The organism is Halorhabdus amylolytica (assembly GCF_004944975.1).
In the GTDB taxonomy this organism is placed as follows: Archaea; Halobacteriota; Halobacteria; order Halobacteriales; family Haloarculaceae; genus Halorhabdus; species Halorhabdus amylolytica.
Map to the genome: position 1 here is coordinate 1 of NZ_SPQG01000002.1, position 22249 is coordinate 22249.

The 22249-nt window shown below is 50.4% G+C and carries 14 protein-coding genes; 10 read left to right on the forward strand and 4 right to left on the reverse strand.

Annotated elements, in window-relative coordinates:
- Positions 1-43 precede the first annotated feature (43 nt).
- Positions 44-253 carry a zinc-ribbon domain-containing protein gene (locus E3374_RS18055; RefSeq protein WP_136687447.1) on the reverse strand — a complete coding sequence of 70 codons (210 nt, stop codon included), beginning with the start codon at positions 251-253 and terminating at the stop codon, positions 44-46.
- 1830 nt (positions 254-2083) lie between these two features.
- Between E3374_RS18055 and E3374_RS02585 the strand changes: the two genes are divergently transcribed.
- Together E3374_RS02585 and E3374_RS02590 are read left to right on the forward strand one after the other, a co-directional pair.
- Positions 2084-4324, forward strand: a complete 2241-nt coding sequence (locus tag E3374_RS02585) for an AAA family ATPase (RefSeq protein WP_136687452.1) — start codon at positions 2084-2086, stop codon at positions 4322-4324.
- Complete coding sequence (locus E3374_RS02590; protein ID WP_136687454.1) at positions 4317-5711, forward strand: hypothetical protein; 1395 nt, start codon at positions 4317-4319, stop codon at positions 5709-5711. The genes E3374_RS02585 and E3374_RS02590 overlap by 8 nt, the downstream gene beginning before the upstream one ends.
- Here the strand turns inward: E3374_RS02590 and E3374_RS02595 are convergent.
- Complete coding sequence (locus E3374_RS02595) at positions 5708-7618, reverse strand: sensor histidine kinase (RefSeq protein ID WP_136687456.1); 1911 nt, start codon at positions 7616-7618, stop codon at positions 5708-5710. The two genes, E3374_RS02590 and E3374_RS02595, sit on opposite strands and share 4 nt — an antisense overlap.
- A 344-nt stretch (positions 7619-7962) precedes the next feature.
- Between E3374_RS02595 and E3374_RS02600 the strand changes: the two genes are divergently transcribed.
- Positions 7963-8340 (forward strand): hypothetical protein, encoded by a 378-nt coding sequence (locus E3374_RS02600; protein ID WP_136687458.1) that lies wholly within the window; start codon positions 7963-7965, stop codon positions 8338-8340.
- Between the two features lie 260 nt (positions 8341-8600).
- Here E3374_RS02600 and E3374_RS02605 read toward each other — a convergent pair whose 3' ends face one another.
- The gene (locus tag E3374_RS02605; RefSeq protein ID WP_136687460.1) at positions 8601-10172 is read right to left on the reverse strand and encodes a DNA-methyltransferase; all 1572 of its coding nucleotides are present in this window, start codon (positions 10170-10172) and stop codon (positions 8601-8603) included.
- Positions 10173-10439: 267 nt separating this feature from the next.
- On the opposite strand from E3374_RS02605, the gene E3374_RS02610 reads away from it, so the two are divergent.
- The 7 genes from E3374_RS02610 to E3374_RS02640 all read left to right on the forward strand — a co-directional run bounded on the left by E3374_RS02610 (position 10440) and on the right by E3374_RS02640 (position 20485).
- Positions 10440-13373 (forward strand): DNA methyltransferase, encoded by a 2934-nt coding sequence (locus E3374_RS02610; RefSeq protein ID WP_136687462.1) that lies wholly within the window; start codon positions 10440-10442, stop codon positions 13371-13373.
- Between the two features lie 125 nt (positions 13374-13498).
- Positions 13499-15550: a DEAD/DEAH box helicase family protein gene (locus E3374_RS02615; protein WP_169051759.1), complete on the forward strand. Its 2052-nt coding sequence runs from the start codon at positions 13499-13501 to the stop codon at positions 15548-15550.
- Complete coding sequence (locus tag E3374_RS02620) at positions 15547-15729, forward strand: hypothetical protein (protein WP_136687466.1); 183 nt, start codon at positions 15547-15549, stop codon at positions 15727-15729. The genes E3374_RS02615 and E3374_RS02620 overlap by 4 nt, the downstream gene beginning before the upstream one ends.
- Positions 15726-17672, forward strand: coding sequence for an AAA family ATPase (locus tag E3374_RS02625; RefSeq protein ID WP_136687468.1), 1947 nt, complete (start codon positions 15726-15728; stop codon positions 17670-17672). The genes E3374_RS02620 and E3374_RS02625 overlap by 4 nt, the downstream gene beginning before the upstream one ends.
- The gene (locus tag E3374_RS02630; protein ID WP_136687470.1) at positions 17672-18079 is read left to right on the forward strand and encodes a hypothetical protein; all 408 of its coding nucleotides are present in this window, start codon (positions 17672-17674) and stop codon (positions 18077-18079) included. The genes E3374_RS02625 and E3374_RS02630 overlap by 1 nt, the downstream gene beginning before the upstream one ends.
- 584 nt (positions 18080-18663) lie before the next feature.
- Positions 18664-19656: an HNH endonuclease gene (locus E3374_RS02635; protein ID WP_211194899.1), complete on the forward strand. Its 993-nt coding sequence runs from the start codon at positions 18664-18666 to the stop codon at positions 19654-19656.
- 73 nt (positions 19657-19729) lie between these two features.
- On the forward strand, positions 19730-20485 hold the full coding sequence (locus E3374_RS02640) for a DUF429 domain-containing protein (protein WP_136687472.1): 756 nt from the start codon (positions 19730-19732) through the stop codon (positions 20483-20485).
- An 891-nt stretch (positions 20486-21376) separates the two neighbouring features.
- Here the strand turns inward: E3374_RS02640 and E3374_RS02645 are convergent.
- Positions 21377-22204 (reverse strand): HFX_2341 family transcriptional regulator domain-containing protein, encoded by an 828-nt coding sequence (locus tag E3374_RS02645; protein ID WP_136687474.1) that lies wholly within the window; start codon positions 22202-22204, stop codon positions 21377-21379.
- Between the last annotated feature and the right edge of the window lie 45 nt (positions 22205-22249).

A 22249-nucleotide genomic window follows, 5' to 3' on the forward strand; every position in this document is an offset into this window, starting at 1 on the left:
CAACCAGGCAGTGAAACAGTGAAATCAAGCTACGTCTAGCGATTCACCACGGCCAATCATAGTCAAGTTCTCGCTCCCCGTTTAGCAGCTTACTGGCGTATGAGAGCGAACGCAATGAAAGGAATCCATCCCTATTGACTGCCATCGGTGGATCACTCTCTGACTCTGAAATCTCGGACAATGCCTGTCCACAGGATGCACAGTAGTGGTAATCCGACTCAATTCGGCTACCACAGTTCGGGCAGTATGGCATACTGTGAGATACGAGTTATAGATACTGAACCTTTGCTAGTAAGATTGCCACTCTGGGGATTTTTGGATAGTAACCTCTAATGTGGATATTTCGGGGGAGTGTCTCTGTCGCAACATTCTATATCTCGCCGGATTCGCTATTGGAGTAAGGCCTGCGAAACATCTCTTCGGGTATATTCTGGTGAGTATCGTCAAACAACGGTTCGTGGTCCCGAGCATAATGATTGAGAACCTCTCGGGCGGTCAGCTGGAACGCGCTTGGGCGGGCCGGCCATCACCAGCCGGCGGGGTCTGGAGAGTGTGACTCTCGCTACTGGGTCCGTCGGCGGCCGACTCCTCAGAAGTCCACACAAACGGGCGGTGCCACGGGTGGCGAGAGGGTGCGCTATCTGCGGCCGTGAAGTAGGCGCTCTCGGCGATCGGCCGGCGCCACCACGCATTGCCCGGGAGTGGGCGGACGCGAGTCGTCTCGGCCGGGCTCACCGCGCGTAGCTGTGGGTCCAGTAAGACCGGGCAGGACGATTGGGTGCAAACATCTTAGCAGGTGCCTACCCGGCCGCCTACCTCGAGCTCGCGCATGCCGCGGGTAAAGTGCTCAGGTGGTTCAAACCGGCAGGCCTGGCACTTTGCGTGCGCGATTCGGAAGGCCGGATGTCGGCCGGCCGGAAGACCAACGCGGTGAGCGCCCCGCCTTCCCGGAGTTTCTCGCCACAGGCTTTGCAAGCCGCGGCCCCTTCCCCGATCACAATTTTTCAATTCTTATATATTCAATTAGATGGTCATCGACAATCTTTTGCTTCGACGGATTTGATCTTTTCATGGGCTCTCACGTACTGTTTGAAACCCAGTCCGAGTGTCCCTAGCACTCGGGCGCTTTCGCGAATCCACGCCCAACGGAACTGGGTTTCTACACCATCTCCTATCTTGTGTAATGGTATAAGTTTCCCCATCACCTACATAGGTGATGTCTACGAATCGATTCCTGTGCCGGGGAAAGACCGAGAGGAGGAATCTGGGAAATATACAACAAGCTATCTAGACTCTGATTTTTTAGACGCCATTCGGCGACTCGATGGTCTGGCGGGCACGTCAGAGATAGCTGAGGAAGTAGGATGTACCCGGCGAACGGCATATACAAGGCTCAAGTCTCTCGAAGACGAGGGACAGGTCAGCAGTCGCAAGGTTGGAAACTCGCTACTTTGGAGTGTCTCTGAATAGGCGACCACAGTAAAGAACTCACCGTCAGTATCTGCTATCGGCCCAAAATTAATGTTTCAATCAAATCATTTGGTACCGGCTGTATCAATTGGGTCAATATAGAATTCTATCTGGAGTTGGTCACGAAAATTATCAGAATTCTTCACCGAGATATCCTTTTATTCGCGGTCAGTAACACACCCACTCCTCTCACATCGTAGTATGCCCGTTTTACAGAGGTTGCGACTTTAACGGTGTGACTAGTTGAACAAGTTCGCCGGCTGGACACTGGGAAGCGACCGAGCAAAAGTCTACGTCCACCTCAACAACGACGACGTCAACAAAGCAATCCGCGACCATACGGCCTCGACTCAGAAACTGAAAAAGAACAGGACGTCGAATGTCCGTTCTGTGGAACCCAGAACCAGTCCGGACACAGCGAGTGCCTTACGTGCGGACGACCACTCGACCTAGAACAAGAGAAAGACAAGGAAGAGAAGCAGGAAGTATTGGAAAGACTCGCCGAACTGGACGAGCAAGGCGTACTGGAAAAGCTGGAGCGACTGGACCAGATGGGTTGATCGACTGAGTCTATACGGCCAAGAATTATCAGTGTGTCGCTGGATGATGGGGTATGGCGTTTTCACTTGAGACACATATGGCTGATGCAGATCTATTCCGCTGTCAAGTCGGTGAAGAACGTATCTCAGGTTTTGTGGGGACAGTTGTTCGCCCGGTTGGCGACCGTGAGGGATCTGTTCAGCTGGAGGATGTCTTTGGTGAGGAGGAGCTAGACGAAGTGCGTCGGGTTTGGAGTCTTGACGAGGCTGAGGATTCGGAGGTATTCGATCAGATAGATGCGGGCGATGTCGTGCTGTTTACTCATTCTGATGCTGTGGTAGGGTTTACGGTCATTGCAGCTACTGCTGAATCTGAGGAACTTGGAGACCAGCTATGGGGAAAATCATCCTTCAGCAAGTTGCTATTGCTCCAAGAACTGGTACCAGTGTCGCTGTCAGTCTCGGACCTATATGAAGAGTTAGGATACGGGAGTGAAGCGTCGTCGCCTGAAACCCTTCGCATTGATGATGAGGCTAAAGAGACGTTACTCGAATCATACGATAGTCTCTCGAAGTTTGTAGAATCTGTTAGTACTGCAGCTGAACCTTCGCTGGACGATCTTCTCGGCCAGTCTGACGATAATCCGCCTACTTGTGTCTGGTTGGATCAAACTGAGTTCGAATCCACAACACCGGACAAGATCGGCTTAGCTCAGGGTTGCATATTCTGCCGAGAATCTTCTGAGGGCGGTGAGCAGCTCGCTTCACTCGGGGAAGGTGATGTTCTTGTACATCACAGCGAGCGAGAATTTATTGGATACTCCGTCGTTACTGCAGCTCACAGCATCAGCATAGATGAAGTTGACGGAGTTTGGCTGTGGTATGCGTATTCGCCGTTCGATGAGTCATATCATCCCCAGGATTACGTAGGCCTACTGTTGAATTCGGATGTTGACTTACGCAGTATAGAGTTCAGTTATCAGATCAGGCAGGGACGAGTTCATTTCACGCCGTGGGAATCAGTCAGAGTCCTTCTTGAGGACTTGGTGGAAAATCCGGCTGAGCGGTTCCTTGAGAGCCGGTATGATAGAACGATCAACAGGCTGGGTTTTGATTTGTCTGATGAACCGCTTTATTATCCGGGTGAAGAAGAAAGTCTACAACAGCAGATCAATTCGACGTTAGCTGCCGGTAAACACATCATCTTTACCGGGCCGCCAGGTACAGGGAAGACCCGATTAGCTCGAACTGTTTGTGAGCACGCAACAAATACTGCGCTTGCCGAGACTGTGGATGACTACCAATTTACGACGGCGTCGGCTGATTGGACATCGTTCGATACGGTAGGTGGATACTCGCCGTCGAAAACGGAACAGGGGTTAGAGTTTCAGCCTGGGCAGTTTCTCAAATGTTTCCGCGATGGCGAAGATCTTCGGAATCGGTGGTTGCTTATTGACGAGTTGAACCGTGCTGACATCGACAAGGCGATGGGCGGGCTGTTTTCGGTGTTGACTGGAGAAGAAGTGGAACTGCCGTATGAGAATCGGGAGCCGGTTCGAGTTACACCGCTTTCCGCTGAGGATGATACCCACTTTGGCCGGTCACTGGCTGAGATTGCTGAATCTATAGACACCTATCCGGTGCTTCCGTCCTGGCGGCTGATTGCAACGATGAATACGTCGGATAAGGCATCACTATATGAGCTATCCTATGCGTTCACTCGCCGATTCAACTTCATCCACGTAGGAGTACCTGACTTGGAGAAGAATGGACAATTCGTAACGAAGCATCTTGATCCAACGGCCGAGGAAAGTTACGCAATTGCATTGAGTTCGGAGGAAACGCGTATGCTAGCGAGTGAGAATCTTCAAGCGGAACTAAGCGTTCTCTGGGGGCGGATCAATAAGCACCGGACCTTGGGGCCGTCGATTATCCTTGATATCATCCAGTATCTCTATGAGTCTATAGAGGATGAGCTGGGATGCTTGCCCGAGCTTCCATCCGAGGAGAACGGTGAGGGGGAGTCAGAAGAAGATACAGAATCGGAATCGGAGAATGGAGATGACGCCGGGGAAGATGAGGATTCTGGATCACGCATCCGGCCTGAACTCTACCAAGGACCTTTGACGGATGCGATCACGATGCTGGTCTTTCCGCAGCTAGAGGGGCTTCGAGAGGATAATCTTGAGGAGTTGATTCTCAAGTTGGATGATACAGCTGAAACCGTCGATGATGACACCGTTACAGTTCATTTGGAGACGCAGCGTCTTCATCGGAAGGCTGAGGATTTCTACGGGATAACTATCGATGAGTAGTTCGGAGTCAGATAGTCTGGTTGACGAGATTGTGGAGGATTTGACTCCATATCTGAATGGAGGGTCGATTTCAAGAGCTGAGCTTAATCGAGATCTGGAGTATGAGGGATTGGATATCGATAATTTCGATCGGTTGAAAGATATCCATTTTGCGCTCTCTGAGTCTGTTGTCGAGTTCGTAGAAGACCTTCCCTATCGTTTGCGGCGCATCTCGACTGAACACGGCCGAGTGAAGTCTGAAAGCAAGGGAGAGATTCATGGCAGTGTAGATTGGGATCGGACCTTCGAGCGGCGGTATGAGCAGAATCCCGATGATCCGACGTTATTTGTATGCAATACACCTGTAGCTGAATATGACCTTCCCGAGAATCTTGTTCTCAGGAAGCTGGTCGAGATAGTCTCAGATATTGTGACGTCGGAGCTGACCGAGATTGATTATGATTGGCGGACAGGTCGGTGGTCAGACGAACTTATTACAAGGTTTCAGCGAACACGCTCGAAAAACGTCCATCTGAACCGTATACAAAATCCCGATGAATTCGAGTTGTCCGGCCGTATCCTATCTTCCGCCCGAAAGTCTCGTAAACCGTTGTACCAAAATGCTTACTCGCTTTACACGACGTACGAGGATTTACAGGAGAATAACTTCGGCTCCGATAGTGTCCGGCAACTCCTGACGGATACAGTTGTTCGACCCGGGCGGAAAGAGGTTCTTTTTGAACTGTTTGTGCTTTGCCGTCTTCTCCGTGCCTACGAGACAATCAACAACCTGTCTCTGCGACGTCTAGAATCGACAGCGACCAAGTTCGCCCATCTCTCCCGTGAGGATTGCGAGATTCGAGTGTATCATCGTCGGCAGGGTGATTCTGTTACATTTTCAGAACCAATAGACCGGGATCGTGATTACGGGCATCGGTTCCTGCAGCGGGAACAGGCGGCACTGAGAGAGTACGAACAGACTTTCGGGGAGTTGCTTGATGGTTCGGGTATCAATTGGGTGATCTATACAGGGCAACCTGATTTCATTTTCGAGGAGTACTATGATCGCTCGCCGGATTCGGAGCCGCCCGATCGAGTCATCATTGGTGAGGTCAAGCGAAGCAGTAGACGGGATACTATTCGAGAGGGGCTCCGCGAGTTAGCAAAGTACGCGAAGTTTGCCAGGTACCCTGACTCCAGCAGTAGTGGTGATCCGCAATATTTAGACGACTCTGGATCGGGAACGGTTGTAGAAAAGGTCCTGGTAACTCAGGACTTTGAGACTGCCTCTACTTCGCCTGAAGTTGTACATCTCCAGTCGAGTGACTTGAGGCGCAGCACCGGGTTTACTTCCAGGGTAGAGCCACTTGTTGCTTATCGCAGTTCCGGTTTGGTATCTACTGGTTAAATCTCGTCCTCGGGTTTGTATGCGATGGAGTACGGGTCTCCTTGCAGGTCGTTATAGTCTTGTAGCTCGCTGAGGTCTGTCTCGAAGACTGAGGAAGCGTCAGGAGCGACTAGACGTACTTCAGACAGGCTACTGTTCTCGCGTTTGTAGTGGTTCTGTACCATTGCCAGCGTGTACGCATCTGCTGGCGTAGCGGTCTCCGATTTGATGACCCACAGGATTACTGAATCGTCTTCCTGCGTTTCGACGAGATCGACTTCTGCACCATCGAAGACCTGATCCTGTTCAAAGCTATGATCTGGATTCGCGTCTTTCAGCTGTTCAACTACGCTATCTGAACCGGTGTCGTCACCATTTTCTTCCGACTCATCTTCGTCCTCTTCCGTTTCTTCCCCACTGCCTTCATCCTCTCCTTCCCCGTCTTCTCCATCTTCCCTGTCTTCTTCATCTTCCCCGTCTTCTCCATCTTCCCCGTCGGTATTGTCATCTCCTTCTGTATCGTCTTCCGACTCGTCTTCTTCGTCGGTTTCATCGCCGGCGTCCTCCTCACCTTCTCCCTCATCGCTTCCATTTTCACCTTCATCGCCTCCCCCATCGCTATCCTCTTCTTCCTCTTCCTCGCCGCCTTCTTCCTCCTCACCACTACCGTCTCCTTCTTCTTCTCCGTCTCCTTTTTCGCCTTCGTCGGGTTTCTCTTCCCTTTCTTCCTCTTCGTCATCGTCGTATCGCTTCTCTTCGACACCTAATTCACGGAGTTTTTCAGCCAGGTTATGCCAGAGTTCGCTTCCTCGATCGATTGCAACTTTTCTGTTCTCGGTCGGTACCTCATCGCTATTGTTCTGTGGAATGATTCGGACAACGCCTCCGAAATAATTGAGTGCAGGATTATAGCTACGGTCGAAAATGTCCAGTTCTCCAAACATCAGGATGCGGCCGTTCGCGTAGACATCGACACCCGCCGTTGCCTGTGATGGAGTGTACCACCTCAACTTGTTACCGCTCGTAACTAAGCCACTATCTGCTTCCTCCGCAGCAGCACAGATTTCTTCGTAATCGATCATCCCGCGCTCATATGTCACGTCGTAGGTGACACCGTCGGCAGTTATCTCGAATTCATCTACTAACGGATAGTCAGGATCGAGTTCAGTATCGTATTCCAGATCCAGCGGCGGGACTTCATAGACTTGCGTAGTACCATCGTCCTTGTCTTCGTAGCGGATGGTAATCCGGTTATCTTCCCGTGTTTTCAGCAGATATCGATATTGCAGTCCGAGGCGTTCCTGTAATGCGTGGAGGCGAGTCGAAAGATCGGCCGGCCCCTGCTTCCACAAATCCTCGTCAACGCGGTCAAGGGTACAAGGGAGATAGACGCGGGTTCCAGTTTCCTCAGCCTCCAGAGAATCTCCCTGCAACCCATCAGTCCACAGAGAGTTATCCCGCTCTTCATAGATTTGGAGTGAGCCATCGATTGGGCCGCCTACACTGAGCAGCCCATCTTCTTCGGACCGGGTGATAATCCGGAAATTACTGTCTCTCGCTGAATCTTCGATATCGACGTTAATGTTCACTTGATTCTCGAACCACGCGACGGCTTGCTTCAATCCCCATCCAACGTTGTTTAGAATGCCGTCGGAGGAACTCTCGTCACCGAGTATGAAGATATCCCGTTGAAGTGTGTCATATGGAATACCCGGTCCGTTATCGGCGACGATAAACCAGACGAGATCTCCTTCTTTAATTATCGAGATACAGATTTCGACGACATCGTCTTCCTTCTCTGTGAGTTCATCGAAGTAGTCTTCGTTCTTGACTATTGCTGAGACGCTGTTGTCGATTGGTTCCTGCAGAGCGTCGATAAAATTCGTGTACTGGTGGCTAAGACCAGATGCAACATCCTGAAGCTGCATCGTGGTCTCACACGAGCCTCTGGGTGTGCGAGATTCACCCCCATCAGTTACGAGCCGAGAAGATGTGTGTAATACAGACGAGGAACCCTCTTCAGAGGTCATAATAATGAGGGACAGCGCAAGCAACTTCAATGTTAGTTAAGAGATCCCTACCGTAGCTACTCTCGGTTCTGGAGATTCAACAGATCGGAAAGACGTAGGAACCAGCTTCTGATCCTCATCCGTAACTTAGCCTTGGATCAGAAATCTATGGATATCCCGTTCACTGGTACTGTATGACGCGAGTTCTTTCACGCCGTCTATACAAGGCCGAGGAACTTCTGAAGGAGGTCAATTCTTGGTGTGTGGCAGAAGTAGAGGAGTTGCCGGAATTGTACCGTAAGAAGGCAAGAGAATACAGGGGGATTCTGCAACAGGGCGAGGCATATCTGGCAACCGGCTCCAAGTCTCATATACTGTGGGGGATGGATTACCTCGACCGATCCACTGGTTTTGATATCGAAGAACTGCTGGAAGAATCTTCTGAGAAGGAGCAGCAACGTCTCGAAAAGGAGCGGGAACGAATGGAGGAACAACTGGAGCAACGCGTCGAAGTCCACGAAGAGATCGTCGACGAATTAGAGTCCAAGCTGGATTGGTACAAGGAGCGGTTGGAATCCTTATATAAGCAGAGACGGGGTCGGAACAGTAAACGGGAACAGTCGAAGCAGCAGATATCCTAATCTTACCGACAGATACGGGAGGAGAAACAGCAGCACTGGCACGACAAACAAGAACGGGAACAGGAACGAAGAGATTTGCTCCGTGAACTAAACGCAAACGACGAGACAGAATTATTGGAAAATCTCTTCTGATCAGGTGTAGCTGCGGTTACAGTGGGACTCACCAATATTCCTGGCTGAATCTAGGTCGGGTTTAGACCGTTATCAACGCGGGAAATTCAGCTGGACACTCGGGGTGGGGAGGCGGACTACAAGCGATCTTAGTTGGTCTCGTCGAAGTTTCCGAGCACTGTCTGTTTTCCATCCATCTCGTCGACTTCTTGCTGCGGGTTTTCAACTTGGATGCCAAGATTCGACACTAGAGGTACCCAGTGGGTGGATTGATATCGCTTCCACTCGCCGTTTTCAACCATCGATCTCCACAGATCAAAGGTGAGTTCCGTTTGGTACCAATGGTGTATTCCGTCAGGGTAGACATAGAGGGGATTGATCGATGAGAGATCGAGTACTTGGGGAGCAGTCTCTTCGAACCAGTCCTCGACAGGATGTGCGTTTAGTTCGAAGTCAACTTCGTAATAGTCTCCAGACCCTCTGTTTGCTGAGATCAAGTTTTCTGCTGCTTGGCCGAATATGTCATTGAGTTCCCGGACTTTGTCGGTTCCGAGATAGTGCAGCTGTGTCTGTGGTTTGGTATCAATACCGATAGTTTCCGGGTCAGTCACTGCTAGCATGGAGCTGATGTCTTTCCGTTGGATATCGATTTCCTCGTTGCTAACTAGTTCTCTTTGCAGTCGGAAAGCGTATTTGTGGATGCGAAGTGCCCAGATGAGATATTTGAGGTTGTGGCTGCCTTCTTCGCCAAATAGGGTTTGCTGTTCAGTTTGTTGTTCAGTCTCCTGTTCCTCGATAGCGGGGAGAACGTGTTTATGATAGTGTTCGATGAAGTCCTCGTTGAGTTCGAATCCGATTGGACGACGGTCTAGTCGTTCCGCCACTGCCAGTGTGGATCCAACGCCGGCGAACGGGTCTAAGACTATGTCGCCGGGGTCTGTAGCTAACTTGATAATTCGTTCGACGAGGGGTTCCGGAAACGGGCTTGGATGGTAGTTGAGTTTGGGTCCCCACTCTCCCTGTTTGGGGATCGGGAACCCCCATATGTTCTCAGGTAATTTTCCCTTCGGGTGGTATCTCTCTGGGTAATTCACCCACCATCGGCCGAATTCGTCTGTGTCCTGGATGCGGATGGAGTCAGCGTTGTACTTGTAATCATTCGTCTTGGCGTACATCGAGATATGTTCGTAGATGTTCCGTAGCTGGCCTTTTTTCCTCCAGGGACGCGTCCGCTGCTTGTTCCATATAAGATGGTCTTTCAGCTGCCAAGATTCATCGAGAGGATTGACCTCTTCATTACAGATGTCGCAGTGCAGCATTCCGGTTCCTCTGTCTCGTTGAAGTCGGCCATTACAGTCTTCGTCAGGACAGAGACGGCGCTTTTCCAGATTTTCCAGCTCATCAGCGATATCGAACGGAGGACGGACAATACGGTTGTTCCGACGAAAGGTATCTGTGACAATCCACAGTGTACTCTCGTCAGAGGCCACATCGTAGCACTGCTTGAAAATGGTACGTAGGTCTTCGAGAAAGTCCTCATACAGTTGTTCGCCTATTTGTCCTTCCTGGTCGCCGTAGTCCTGCATATCGGCGTAAGGAGGCGAAGTAATGATTGCATCTACCACTGTCTCGGTTGATTCAAACCATTTTTCGAGTTCATATTTTAGATTCCGCGCATCAGCTTGATGGATATCAAAGACGGAATCCGAAGTCTCACCCATCGTACGTAGTAAATAACCTCCACCCATATAACATCAAAGAACCCCTGGCCTCTATCCACAGGCCTACAGCACTGTCACTAGGGAACTAGTCCGGGAAACGTGTCAGGAACGATCAGAAAACTTAAAACACCTAGATCAATTGGAGTCTGTTATAATGGTTGCTTCGGACCGCCAGCCCGGATTTATCTCCGATAACGCGTTGGCGCTCAACAAGATTGCTTTTAAGCGGTTCTCAGCTAGTGAATCTTCCTCTCCTCGGAGACAACTATGAGTCGGCAGACAAGGGCGACCTGCGATTCCGAGGTAGAACTCTCCACGTTGGCCTCGGGAATGGCAAAGCAGCACGAAAGGTATCAGGATGCGCTCCAGGAACTAATCGACAACTCGGTCTCGTCCGTGGTGAAGAACGAGGCATACTTCGATGATCCGGAGACCCCGATTAAGATAGTAATCACGCTTCGACGCACCGAGAACACTGTCCGAACGACTATTGCCGATAATGGACCAGGTATCAGCAGGGAAGCTCTTCAGAATGAAATCTTCCGAACCGGGAACAAGAAAGAATCCAACGGTATCCTGAATAACGTTGGCTGGGGTCTGAAAGCCAGTCTTGCTTGGTTCGAGGAAACTCTGTCGCAGGCTAATCCCACACCGGAGAACGAATGGTTTACACTGGTAACCCAGACCAGTGGGTCAGAGAGATACCGGGTTGATGGGCCTATCACCGGAGACCTGCCTATCTCTCATGCTGATGATGATGCCTGGATTGATGGGTTAGGTATCGGTGATCACAGTCTCGGTGAATACGAAAGTGGAACCCGTGTCCACGTCAGCTGTAGCCGACCCAAGTTCGATAACGACGTCTGGCCATCAGCCAAATCACTGGAAATCAAAGCCCAGACACTACGAGAGCTGCTCGGAGTCAAGTTCCGTCGGCTGCTCTCCGTTCACCCTGAGAACGAAATATACATCGATTATGAAGATGAGACTAACGGGAAGAGCGGCTCTCTACCTGTTATCCCAATCTTCCCCCAGTACGTGTCGAACGACCAAGACCCGCCGACACCTTACGCGGAGGACTCGTTTGAAATAGAGGGTGATGACGGTGCAGTGTATGACGTAGAGTTCGAACGTGGGACGCTTGATTTCGACGCGATGACCAGTGAGCTGGCCGACGACTATCCTGGTCTCTTCACTACAAGTGGCCGGTTCAGAACCAGATTCAGACCCAACCAGTCCAAGCAGGGTGTCGATATCTATGCTAATGGCCGTATCTTGATGACCTCGGTATTCACTGATCTTTTCGACCTGATCAGGAATAACGAGTACAACTATTTCGGGGGTGAAGTCCGTATCTTCCCGAAGGAAGGGACGGACGAGGTTCCAACGGACAACAAGAAGGTTCGTGTCGATACTAACAGCACATTATGGCAGAATCTGTGTGAAATCCTCTCCAGCGACAAGTACCAGCCTGAGGGGAAGCGGTATGACGAAGCATATGACGAGTCCGAGTCGGAGGCTGAAAATACTTCAGTGAAAGAGGTAGACTCTACAGAGACCTCTTCCGGAGCGGCTGACATCGGTCTCACTATCGATACGCCCAGTCTTTCCGCTGCTGATGACCTTTTTGAGATTCATCAGCAGGATTCGATGCAGTTGGAAGAGACTCTTCGAGGATTTGATGATGTTCCCGATGAAGGCGGTTTTGTCGATGCAACCTTGACTTCACCGCCGTACTTCGACCTCAAGGACTATGGGTATGAAGCGGAGGAGCAGCTGGGTCAAAGCGGTTCATACGACCAGTATCTTGAGGAGATGCGAGAGGTCTTCAAGCAGGTATACAACGTTACCAAAGATTCCGGAACTCTTTGGGTGGTGGTGAACACGTTCAAGAACAACGGTGAAATCGTCCAGCTTCCGAATGATATTGCTTCTATTTGTCAGAACCTATCAGGGATAGAACAATGTCCTGAGTGTGGCTCTTCGCTACGACTAGACCAACTTGATCATCAGCTCACCTGCCGCGAATGTGACTACACTCATAACCGTAAGTCGGATTCATGGTTGCTGCAGGATATCGTCATCTGGAACAAAACCCGGGCCTTACCCTACAACAGCGACGGCCAGTTCAGGAACGTCTTCGAGTACATCCTGTGCTTCAGCAAAACTGATTCCTTCGAGTTTGACGTTGACAAGACACGTATAGCAGATCCGACACAGTTCAAACAGTGGTGGGTCGAATATCCGGAAAGGTATCATCCACGAGGTAAGGTTCCGGACAATATCTGGGAGCACGTAACCCCTCCTCAGGGTTCATTTGGTGGAATTGATTCACTGGATCATCCAGCACCGTTCCCCACCGCGCTTGTGGAGCGAATTCTCCGCTTGACCACGAAACAGGACTCTATAGTACTCGACCCGTTCGCTGGTTCGGGAACGGTGCCTGCTGTGGCAGACATTATGGGACGTCGCTCTATCGGCTTCGAGCTGAGCCCACAGTATTGCGAAGCATATGATTCAGTTAAAGAGGAAATCTCAGAGAAGTACGGGGATCGGCTTCGATCTCAGACATCTGAACAACAAGAGGATCTTGCGAAGGTGATCGGAAGCCTACGGCAAATAAAGCATATCCGTGAACTTCTTCGAAAACACGGAAAGAAGTCAAACGGTGGTTCTCACGATGATCTGACTATCCACACTGTTTTCCACCTTTGCCGGGAGATAAACGTCCAATCAACTGATCAGGATCGATTTATCGACTCGGATATCTACTATATCGTTGACGACGATCTGAACGAGGAACTCCAATCCAATCTTCAGCAAAACCTACGATCGATTGCAGCCAACGGGATCAGCGCCTCTTACGGCATCAATCCGACTGTAAACGTATATTCTACCAGCGAGTTCCTTGAACAGGCAATAACACAGTCTGGGATGTCGTCTATTGGTGATCTGTATGTCTACGAAGGGGGGCGGCATTACGATTACAAGGAGAAGATCAGCTTGTCTGATTGGGTCGAACGGGCTGTTGGGACGAACAAATGGAAACAGGAATTCGCCCAGAAGGAGTGGCCGCCGATCGTGAGTAACGTCGGTCTTGCTGTGGACAATCCGCGTCGTGGTGGAAGTCAAGAAGGAAGCGAAGATGATACCGCAGATCAGATAGAGATTCTCGGAATTGACGATCTAGCTCTCAGTTGATCTAATATAGACTCTTCCTTCGCATGGAGATAATTTTCAGGGGCAATTTCTATTATAGGCCAGATTCAATATTGAGATAGATGTCTCTGAGGGATTACCCGTGGGAGGGATACTATCCTGGGCACGTGGATATTTTGGAGGAGTTCTTTATTCCTGCGCTCAAGCACTCGACTTATTACGATCGGATAACCGGCAGCTTTTCGTCTTCTGTTTTGGAGCTGTTTTCTGAAGGACTGCCTGAATTCATCGAGAAAGGTGGGACAATTCGCCTTCTTCCTGGAGTTGTGCTTTACGAGGAAGATATTGAAGCGATTAATCAGGGTCACTCTGACGAGGTTTTGTCAAAACGGATTGAGTGGGAGAGGGTAAAGCAGGGGAGCCGTGAGGAGGTGATTGAGGCCTTGGCATGGTTAGTTGCCGAGGATATTCTGCAAATCAAGGTTGGTGTGGTAACCGATGAATTGGGAAGGTTACAGACACAGCAAGAGGCAGAGTGGCATCAGAAGATTGCTATTTTCAGAGATGACGAGGATAACGCGATCGGGATTACCGGATCGCCTAATGAGTCGTTCAAAGCGTTGCAGCAGAATCGAGAGAGCTTCAGCCTTTTCCGGAATTGGATGAAATCTGAGGAAAATGAGTGGGATGAGAAAACCCGGCTGGATAAGCAGATAGATGAGTTTGAGCAGCTATGGAATGATGAGGATCCGGAGTCTGCTGTGTTCGATTTTCCGGAGGCGCTTCGCAGGGATCTAATCGAGAAAGCCCCGGAGTCCGAGCCCGACTGGGATGAAGTTATTCTTGGCGGGAGTGACGGAGTAAGCGGCCGTGAGGATATTGAACTGCGGCCGTATCAAGAAGAGGCTATCCAGAGATTTCTTGATAACGGGAATCGACTTGTTCTTGATCACGCGACAGGCACAGGGAAAACCTGGACCTCGCTTTTGGCGATGCAGCACGCGGTTGAGGACTCCGATATTGTTGTTGTCTTTGCTCCGACGAAGGACTTGGTCAATCAGTGGGTAGATGGTGACAATATCACGCGGTTCTTCCCGGAGAGCAGTATCGTCCGGTGTCTGGGAGATACGAATTGGCGTGAACGTTTGCAGAACTATCTCTTTACTGAGCGGTCGGATCCTCTGTTCGTGGTGTCAACAATGCATCCTAGCACGATGGAAGACGTCATCGAACGAGTGAATTCGAATAAGGAGTCGGGGATTGCAGTGATTGCGGATGAGGTACACAACTTGGGTTCTAATCTCCGCCGAACTATCTTCCCGGATCTGGAAGCGGATCGAGCCAGAATCGCTTTGAGTGCTACGCCATTCCGTGACGATCCCGGCGATGAAGCTATTATCGAATATTTCGGGGACACTATCCACGAAATATCAATAGAAGATGCAATAGAAGAATACGAAGTGCTTAGCAAGTACGAATACCACATTCACCCGGTTGTCTTGTCGGACAGCGAACGGAAGCGGTTCCGTGATCATTCTACCGAGATTTCCCACCTGTATAATACGTACAAGTCCTATGAGGACCAGTCTCTAATTGAGGTATCAGATCGGCATCCGGATCTGAAGGTTGAGGTGATGGATCGAGCTCGGATTGTTAAGGAGTGTTCAGCTAAACTTGATGTTACGAGGTCGTTGATTGATGAAGCAGGAACACGGACCTTAGTTTACTGTAATACTGAAGAGCACACTGAACAGGTTGTCGAGGAAGTCGACGATCATACTACGAAGACCGTCTCGATATTCCTCGGTCGTCTCCCCTCCAGCGAAAAAGAGAATCTGTTAACTCATTTTGAGGGAGGGAAAATTGATGTCTTGGTTTCTATTGATTGCCTTACAGAGGGTATCGACGTACCTGAGTGTGACTCCGCTATCTTGGTAACAAGTTCTACCACGGAGCGAGAGGCCGTGCAGCGACGTGGCCGTATCTTGCGTGAAGCAGAAAGTGATGAACCGGCCCATCTCTATGACTTCGTCACTTTACCAGCTGATCTTAAGAAAATCAAAGCAGGGGAGGCTGATCTTGTCCCTGCTGAGATTTCGCTGATTAAGCGCGAACTGCAGCGTCTACGTATTATGAATGCCGATGCAGCGAATAAGATGGAGAATGATCCCCGTATTTTAAGATTAAGTCGTGCCATCACGCAGTACGATCTCGAATGACAGGAATTGATCCGGACATCGAGGATATCCTAGATGAGGAAGTTAAGGACTTCCACACAAAACAGATGTTACGGGAAATTCTCGACTGGGAGGATCAGCAACTCTACAAAACAAGACGTCGCGGAAAGAAAGACGCTCTTGAAGGGTTCTTAGATAACTACCTCGAAGATAAAAAATGAAACTACAATCTGTAGAGATAGTCAACTTCCGGCCATACCGGGATTCCCACTTGGACCTTACCGATCGCGATGGTTCCATACACGTAGTAGAAGGTGATCAGGGAGGAGGAAAGACCAGTCTTCATACAGCGATCCAGTGGGGTCTATACGGTGGAGATGGACCCGGTACGAATTATTCGGAGCACTGGAACGAACGTGCAAAGCAGGACCGAGAAGAGAAAATGTCGGTAGAAATTAAATTCAAAGAGGGGGAACGGAGCTATACTCTCATCCGGGAAATTGACCGGTTCAACCATACACAAGGCCGTGCCTACGAAGAGACGACATTAATCGGAAATACCAATACCTATTCTGATGAAGAGGCTCAGAACCAGATTGAAGAGATCCTACCTGAGCAGCTGAAGGAATTTTTCTTTTTAGACGGTGAACGGATCCAGAGGCTGATTGAGGAGGATGCCGGGCAGCAGGTGAAGCGTGAAATTGAGACCGTTCTCAAGCATCGAACAATAATCAATGCTCAAAACGATCTTGAGGATCTGTTAGAGGACCGGTTGATTCCTCGTCGAGATAAGATTGAGGAGGAAGCAAGTGAGCGCGACGAGATTGTGCAGGAGATATCGGAGTACCGCGATGATATCAAGGACCTGAAAGAGCAAAATGAGGATGATCGTGACAAGATTCAGGAAAAGAATAAGATACTGGAGGAGACACGTGAGGAGCTCGAAGAGCTAAATGAGGAGAAGATCGAGGAGATCAACGACTTGGAAGCGGAAATTCAGGTTCTTCAACAAGATAAGGTCAAGATCCTTTCTGAGTTGAACCAATCGTGGAAGGAACTTCGCTACGCTATTCTATTTGATGATGTAGCCGATTTGAAGCAGGAGCTTAAGAGACAGATTAAGGAATACGATGAGCAGCTGTCGGAGATTGAGCGTAACCAGATTATCTATGAATTAACTGAGGAAGCCAGAGAGGGCGAGTGTCCAATCTGTGGGAATGATGATATTGAATATCTGAAGCAGCACGATCACGAGGACCACGATGAAAACTTGAAGGAGCAAATTACGGAAAGAATTGTTGAACTACGTGAGATGCGGGACAGACTTGATTCTGTTGAACCACCCGAAGATGCTCCCGGGGACAAGCAGGTCCGCCTTGAAGAAATCACGAGTAAGATCGAGGAAAAGCAGGATCGGCGTGATGAACTGTTAGATGAGTTAGGAGGTCTTCCGGAGGAAAGTGAGCGAGACACGTTGGAACAGAACATCAAGCAGCTTGAAAACGATATCAGAGATCTTCGTGAGGATATAGAGGATCGAGAAAAGAAGATTCAGAAAATACAGCAGGAGATCAAGAAGTTAGAGAATAAGCGGGAGGAGCGTTCCTCGAACAAGGATTTGGAAGAGGTTACTGACAAGATTGGGGCGGCCAAGACTGCTATTGAGAAACTGAAAACGATACGTGAGAAGCATGTCCGAGAGAAACGGAAGAAGATCCGGGATGAGATGAATGAGGTGTTCGATCAGGTAGCGCAGTCTGAGTTTATGAACGAACGTTACAAGGGACTCGATTTCCGGGGAACCCCGGATGAGGACGATTCTTATGTTCTCCAGCTAGTCGAAGTTGATGGCGAGACAAAAGATATGGTTAATCATCAGCCGTCGGCTGGTGAATCGCAGTTAACCGCTCTCAGCTTTATTTTCGGTCTCAATAAGTATGCGCGTTATTCTTCGACGGTCGTATTCGATACCGTTGCTGGACGGCTTGATTTGACCAACAGTGAAGCACAGGGAGAGTTCTTTGCGTCACTAGATGAGCCACTTCTGTTGCTCGTAACGGATTCGGAACTCCGTGATCTCGGTAAATCCGTTCAGCAGGAAATTGGTGCTCACTACGAAATCAAGCCTGAGGGAAAGGACTCAAAACTTAAAAAAGTGAAATGATGAAATTCGACGAAATCTCCGGAGCTCAAACCGTTCACGTTACGACCGAGAAATTCGAGAAGGTAGCGACCTCGATCAATGAGACATTGAAGAACAACGACGGCAATCCGGTGGAAAACACTCAGATAGCGAATCTGGCGATTGCAGTTGGGTTCAAAGAAGAGCGGCGTGAAGAACCGGAAAGTACGAATAAGCCGATAAAAATGGAATCGCTAGATCAGGACAAGGTTCTCCGGACGATGATTGAGCGTCGACACGAGGATACCTCTCCAGAGGAATTGAAGGAGATTATGGAGCAATATCTGGAGGGGGGAATTCGAGAAATAGTCGAGGATATTGATGAACAGAACTACTTTGAATACCACCGATACCTCGATACTGACGTCGGAGCCCCCTCAGACGATTGAAAATTCTGAAATTCTCACTTTAGAACGGCTGAAACTGTATTTCCGGTTTTGCTGCCATGGTGGTATTCCGCTTCGATCAGATTGAGCAATTCTTGGTGTAGATACGCCGGGTCTCGGGTTGACGCTGGATCAGATCGCCCACTTCTGAAATCTCAAAGGCTCGTCATGCCCGACCGCCATTGAAGAAATCCCAGATCAAACGTGCTCTCGCTCGTCTCCGTGATTCGTTCGAAGAAAGCTTCGCTTCAGGTGGCAGTGGAGCGGTCTCCATATCCATTTGCCTCACCACTACGTAATGGATTTCTGAACCGTTGTTCTCGTAGATAAGGGAGCACGATCAATTCAATCCCCTAGAAAGCAGCCTGTTCAGAAGCGATAGCTCGAAATATACAAAAGTGCCGTAATGGATGCAGCCTATATATTCAGCAAGAAAACTATAATATTCTAGTTATATTAAATTTCTGTGATATTTGGTTATCCTGCTGTACTGACCATCAATCGAGGACTGTAACAGGTTTTCGAACGTATCTATAACACGCTATATCGGGGAAAAGATCATCATCCGGCTCTATCACTATGTCTGCATGCCTCCAGACCGACTCCGCAGCATCGTCCCAATGTTCGGCGGCGGAGATCACTACGTCGAAACCTTGGACGCGATATTGGATTTCGTCAAGACCCACCACCCAACGACTGAAGAGCTAGTCGGCTGGCATCGCGGGGCGTTCGCGAACGTTGCAAGCCGGGACTCGATCATGCGGCGGGTCAAGTACCTCCACAGAGTCGGCTTCCTGGACGAAACAGACGATCGCTGGGGACTCGGCGATGCCGGCCAGGAATACCGAGCGGCGGGCGATATCTCAACCCTGCTCCGCATCATGTGCGATCGAAACGTCGGCCTCCGGAGCCTCATGTACGCGCTCGCGGCTGGCCCGATGACTCTGAGCGAGGTAAGCGAACAACAACTCGACACGCACCCGGAGCTGGGATGGAGTGAAGGCGAGACGGACATGGCGAAACAGCGGGTGAACTGGCTACGGAGCATGGGACTCGTCGAGCAACACGGCGACGAGTATCAGTTATCGGCCGATGGCCGCCAGTTCGTCGAAAGCGCAGTCACCGAGTGGGCTGACTCCGAGTGGACACCCTCCGTGGACGCGTCTGGCACGGCGATGCACGCTGGCATGTACGAGGCGACAACCCACGCCCGGTCAGTTGATCCGGAGTTCCGGGCGACGGTGCTGTCCCGGCACGACCGGACATGTCCGATATCCGGCGTGGATCATCCCTGGCTGTTGGACGTGGCGCATGTCCTGTCGTGGAGTGACTATCCCGACCACCGGGCCGACCTCTCGAACGTGCTGGCACTCAGCAAGACACACCACGCGGCCTTTGACCGTGAGCTGTTCACGATCGATCGGGATTATCGGTTGCGTGTGAATCCCGAGTTCGAGACGGAGAGTGACGTGTTACAGCGGACGATCATCGATCGTGCGGGGGAGCGAGTCTCCATTCCTGAGGAGAGCTTGAAGCCGGAGTATGTCGCGCAGCACAACGCAGCGCTAGAGTGGGTGTGAAGTACCGCAAAAATGTCGCCGGCCGAATTCATATCTCACATGTCTTGAAGTACTTTCCCCGACGCCTTCCGATATGACCTACGTTGGGGTGGACTGGGCAAGCGGATTGTGGGTGACCGTTGCAATCGATGACGATATCAGCATATCGACCCACTCCTCGATCTTGAACGTCTGGCACGCATACAAAGACTCTGCTGAGGCGATACTGGTGGACATCCCGATCGGGCTGCCAGAATCAGGCACCCGTAAGTGTGACCACGCCGCGAAGGAAATGCTCAAGAATCGAGCGAGCACGGTCTTCTCAGTCCCAGCCCGCGATATCGTCGAAAGCGATGACTATTGCGATGCTAAGAAGGAAAACAACGACTCACTCGGCAGCCAGAGTTGGTGGCTGTTCCCCCGCATTCGTGAGGTTGACGTTTTCCTCCAGGAAGTCAACGGCGCAATCGACCGTATCTACGAGGGTCACCCCGAAGTTTGCTTTGCGGCGCTAGCCGGTGAGCCACTCCAGTCGAAGAACAGTGAGGATGGTGTGGACCACCGAGTGGCATTGCTTGATGTTCTCGACAAGGATCTCCACGAGAATGTCAGAGAGTTTGTCGATGAGCGTCGAGAAGAAGCAGCGTGGCACCATCGCATCTCGGAGAGGCGAATTGACGATGTCGTTGACGCAGCTGTCTTAGCTGGCACCGCCGCGAAAGTCGGTTTGACTGGGAGAAACAGCGGTGCGGACTATCCCGCGCTTCCTGAGACTAATGACAATTCTGATGAAGATCCAACATTGGATATCCCGATGGAGATCGTCTTTCCGGGTGGGGAAGTCTCGTGAATCGCCACGGAGCCAAGTGATCCAAGAATCTTTGATTCTCGTCATCATGAAACTCTCCGATTTTCGGACGCTCCCTATGCAGTCGGCCTGTTCCGCCTGTAGACGAGTATGCAATTGAAGAGAAGGGACTCAGCGACCGCTCACCGTTCACCAATTTGAAGCCAACGGACTATACCTCCACCTCTACGGCGCCGGAATGAATGAACTCTACCGCGCAAGCCAAGAGAAGGTGGAGATGCTCAATCAGCAACTGTACGAACGGACAACTGGATTGTCTCCGGCTTCGGAACCCCTGTACACACACTACGCTAAGCGAACCGAGTTCTCCTCCGACGTGGAACAGACACATGTATAGATGTGGGAACATGCGACCACGGATTGGGAACTCATCCGAGAAGATGAAATCCTGGTCTTTCTTCCATAATTTATTGAGGCAGGCGTTGCAGCCATAGATAGAGCGTTCACTCGCCGGGTAGCCAGAATGTTTGTATCACAGACGCCGTGACTCCTTGATGACCGTCGAGGCAGATGAAGACACCAATTTACTCTCTCAGAAAGGTTGCTTCTCCTTCTTTCTATGTCGCGGCCTCCCAGTCGGATGCGGCTTGAGTTGCGCGCTGTACCCGCGCTGGCGAGTTCCTATCCGCATGAGTTGACTAAAGACCGAGTCCTTTCCAACCCGTCAGGGGCTTGAAATCGTTGAGGGGGGTTGAAACAACCCTTCCTCTTGGAAGCGAACCAGAAATCTACGAAGTATCTCCTGTTCTTCGACCCACTGATTCTCGATGTCCATTCGAGTCCCGACTGCTCTTTCTCACTTGCACGATACTGTTGGGAACGTTCTCAAATAACTTGGACGTGAAGTCTATAGACATCGTCTCGCAGTTGCGGTCAGCCTTCGTCAAACATGTAAGCGAACGCTTCGAGAGTGTTCTGGCCCTCCTCGGTCGCTTTGACGTATTTGTTCCGGCCTTTCTTGTACGTCTCCACGTACTCGTCCTCTCGAAGCGAGTTAAGCAAATGGGAATCAAGCAGACGGTACAAACCGCGTATATCGTCGTTTTCGTGCTCGGCAAGGGGGTCAATCCCTGCGGCGACAGCAAACTCGATACACTCTTGTTTCGTTACTGGGCCTTCGTTGATGATATACTGGAGAAGTCTGAGAGGGTCACGAGAAGGTGCTTGGATTGGGTATGTTGGGAGTCGAGATATGCTCGTCACATTTTTTGCCACTGGTACCTCTTTGTCTTGCCCGTATTCTGCAGCACTCACGTAGATGGGCTCGGCGCCGCCTGTGACCATACAAGCGATCATACCCGCGATCGCAGTGACTTTTCCTCCCGACGCGAGATTGACGTAGACCTCGTGTTCCCGATTGCCTTGGATGAGTTCGGCAACTGTTCTTAGAGTATCATACATATCGAAGATGTTGCAGACATTGTTGTCATTAACATCAATTCCAGCTGTTCTTAAATCGTCGTGAATCTTTTCGTAGTACCCTGGTCGCTCATCGGGATCGTCTCCTTCGTGGTAGATGAGATACACGCGGTCTGCACGCATCCGAATCGCTGGGACAGTAACTCGCTCGTACTCGTACCCCAGCGGGACGATATGGATTCGGTCAGAGACACTTAGGCCCTCAAACGAGACTGATTCCTCGTCTGTATGCGTATTTTTACTCTCAGCTGAAGAGGGAGTTTTCCGCTCGTCGCTACTCATAGGCTGGATTCTACGGGGCGGGTTATGAATAATGCGATTATTCTA

Bases quoted from the DNA above. Each gene is read 5' to 3' on its own strand.
- E3374_RS18055 (WP_136687447.1), bottom strand. From the start codon at position 253: ATGCCATACTGCCCGAACTGTGGTAGCCGAATTGAGTCGGATTACCAC.
- E3374_RS02595 (WP_136687456.1), bottom strand. From the start codon at position 7,618: ATGCAGCTTCAGGATGTTGCATCTGGTCTTAGCCACCAGTACACGAAT.
- E3374_RS02620 (WP_136687466.1), top strand. From the start codon at position 15,547: ATGACAGGAATTGATCCGGACATCGAGGATATCCTAGATGAGGAAGTT.
- E3374_RS02585 (WP_136687452.1), top strand. From the start codon at position 2,084: ATGGCGTTTTCACTTGAGACACATATGGCTGATGCAGATCTATTCCGC.
- E3374_RS02630 (WP_136687470.1), top strand. From the start codon at position 17,672: ATGAAATTCGACGAAATCTCCGGAGCTCAAACCGTTCACGTTACGACC.
- E3374_RS02605 (WP_136687460.1), bottom strand. From the start codon at position 10,172: ATGGGTGAGACTTCGGATTCCGTCTTTGATATCCATCAAGCTGATGCG.
- E3374_RS02590 (WP_136687454.1), top strand. From the start codon at position 4,317: ATGAGTAGTTCGGAGTCAGATAGTCTGGTTGACGAGATTGTGGAGGAT.
- E3374_RS02635 (WP_211194899.1), top strand. From the start codon at position 18,664: ATGCCTCCAGACCGACTCCGCAGCATCGTCCCAATGTTCGGCGGCGGA.
- E3374_RS02625 (WP_136687468.1), top strand. From the start codon at position 15,726: ATGAAACTACAATCTGTAGAGATAGTCAACTTCCGGCCATACCGGGAT.
- E3374_RS02640 (WP_136687472.1), top strand. From the start codon at position 19,730: ATGACCTACGTTGGGGTGGACTGGGCAAGCGGATTGTGGGTGACCGTT.
- E3374_RS02610 (WP_136687462.1), top strand. From the start codon at position 10,440: ATGAGTCGGCAGACAAGGGCGACCTGCGATTCCGAGGTAGAACTCTCC.
- E3374_RS02645 (WP_136687474.1), bottom strand. From the start codon at position 22,204: ATGAGTAGCGACGAGCGGAAAACTCCCTCTTCAGCTGAGAGTAAAAAT.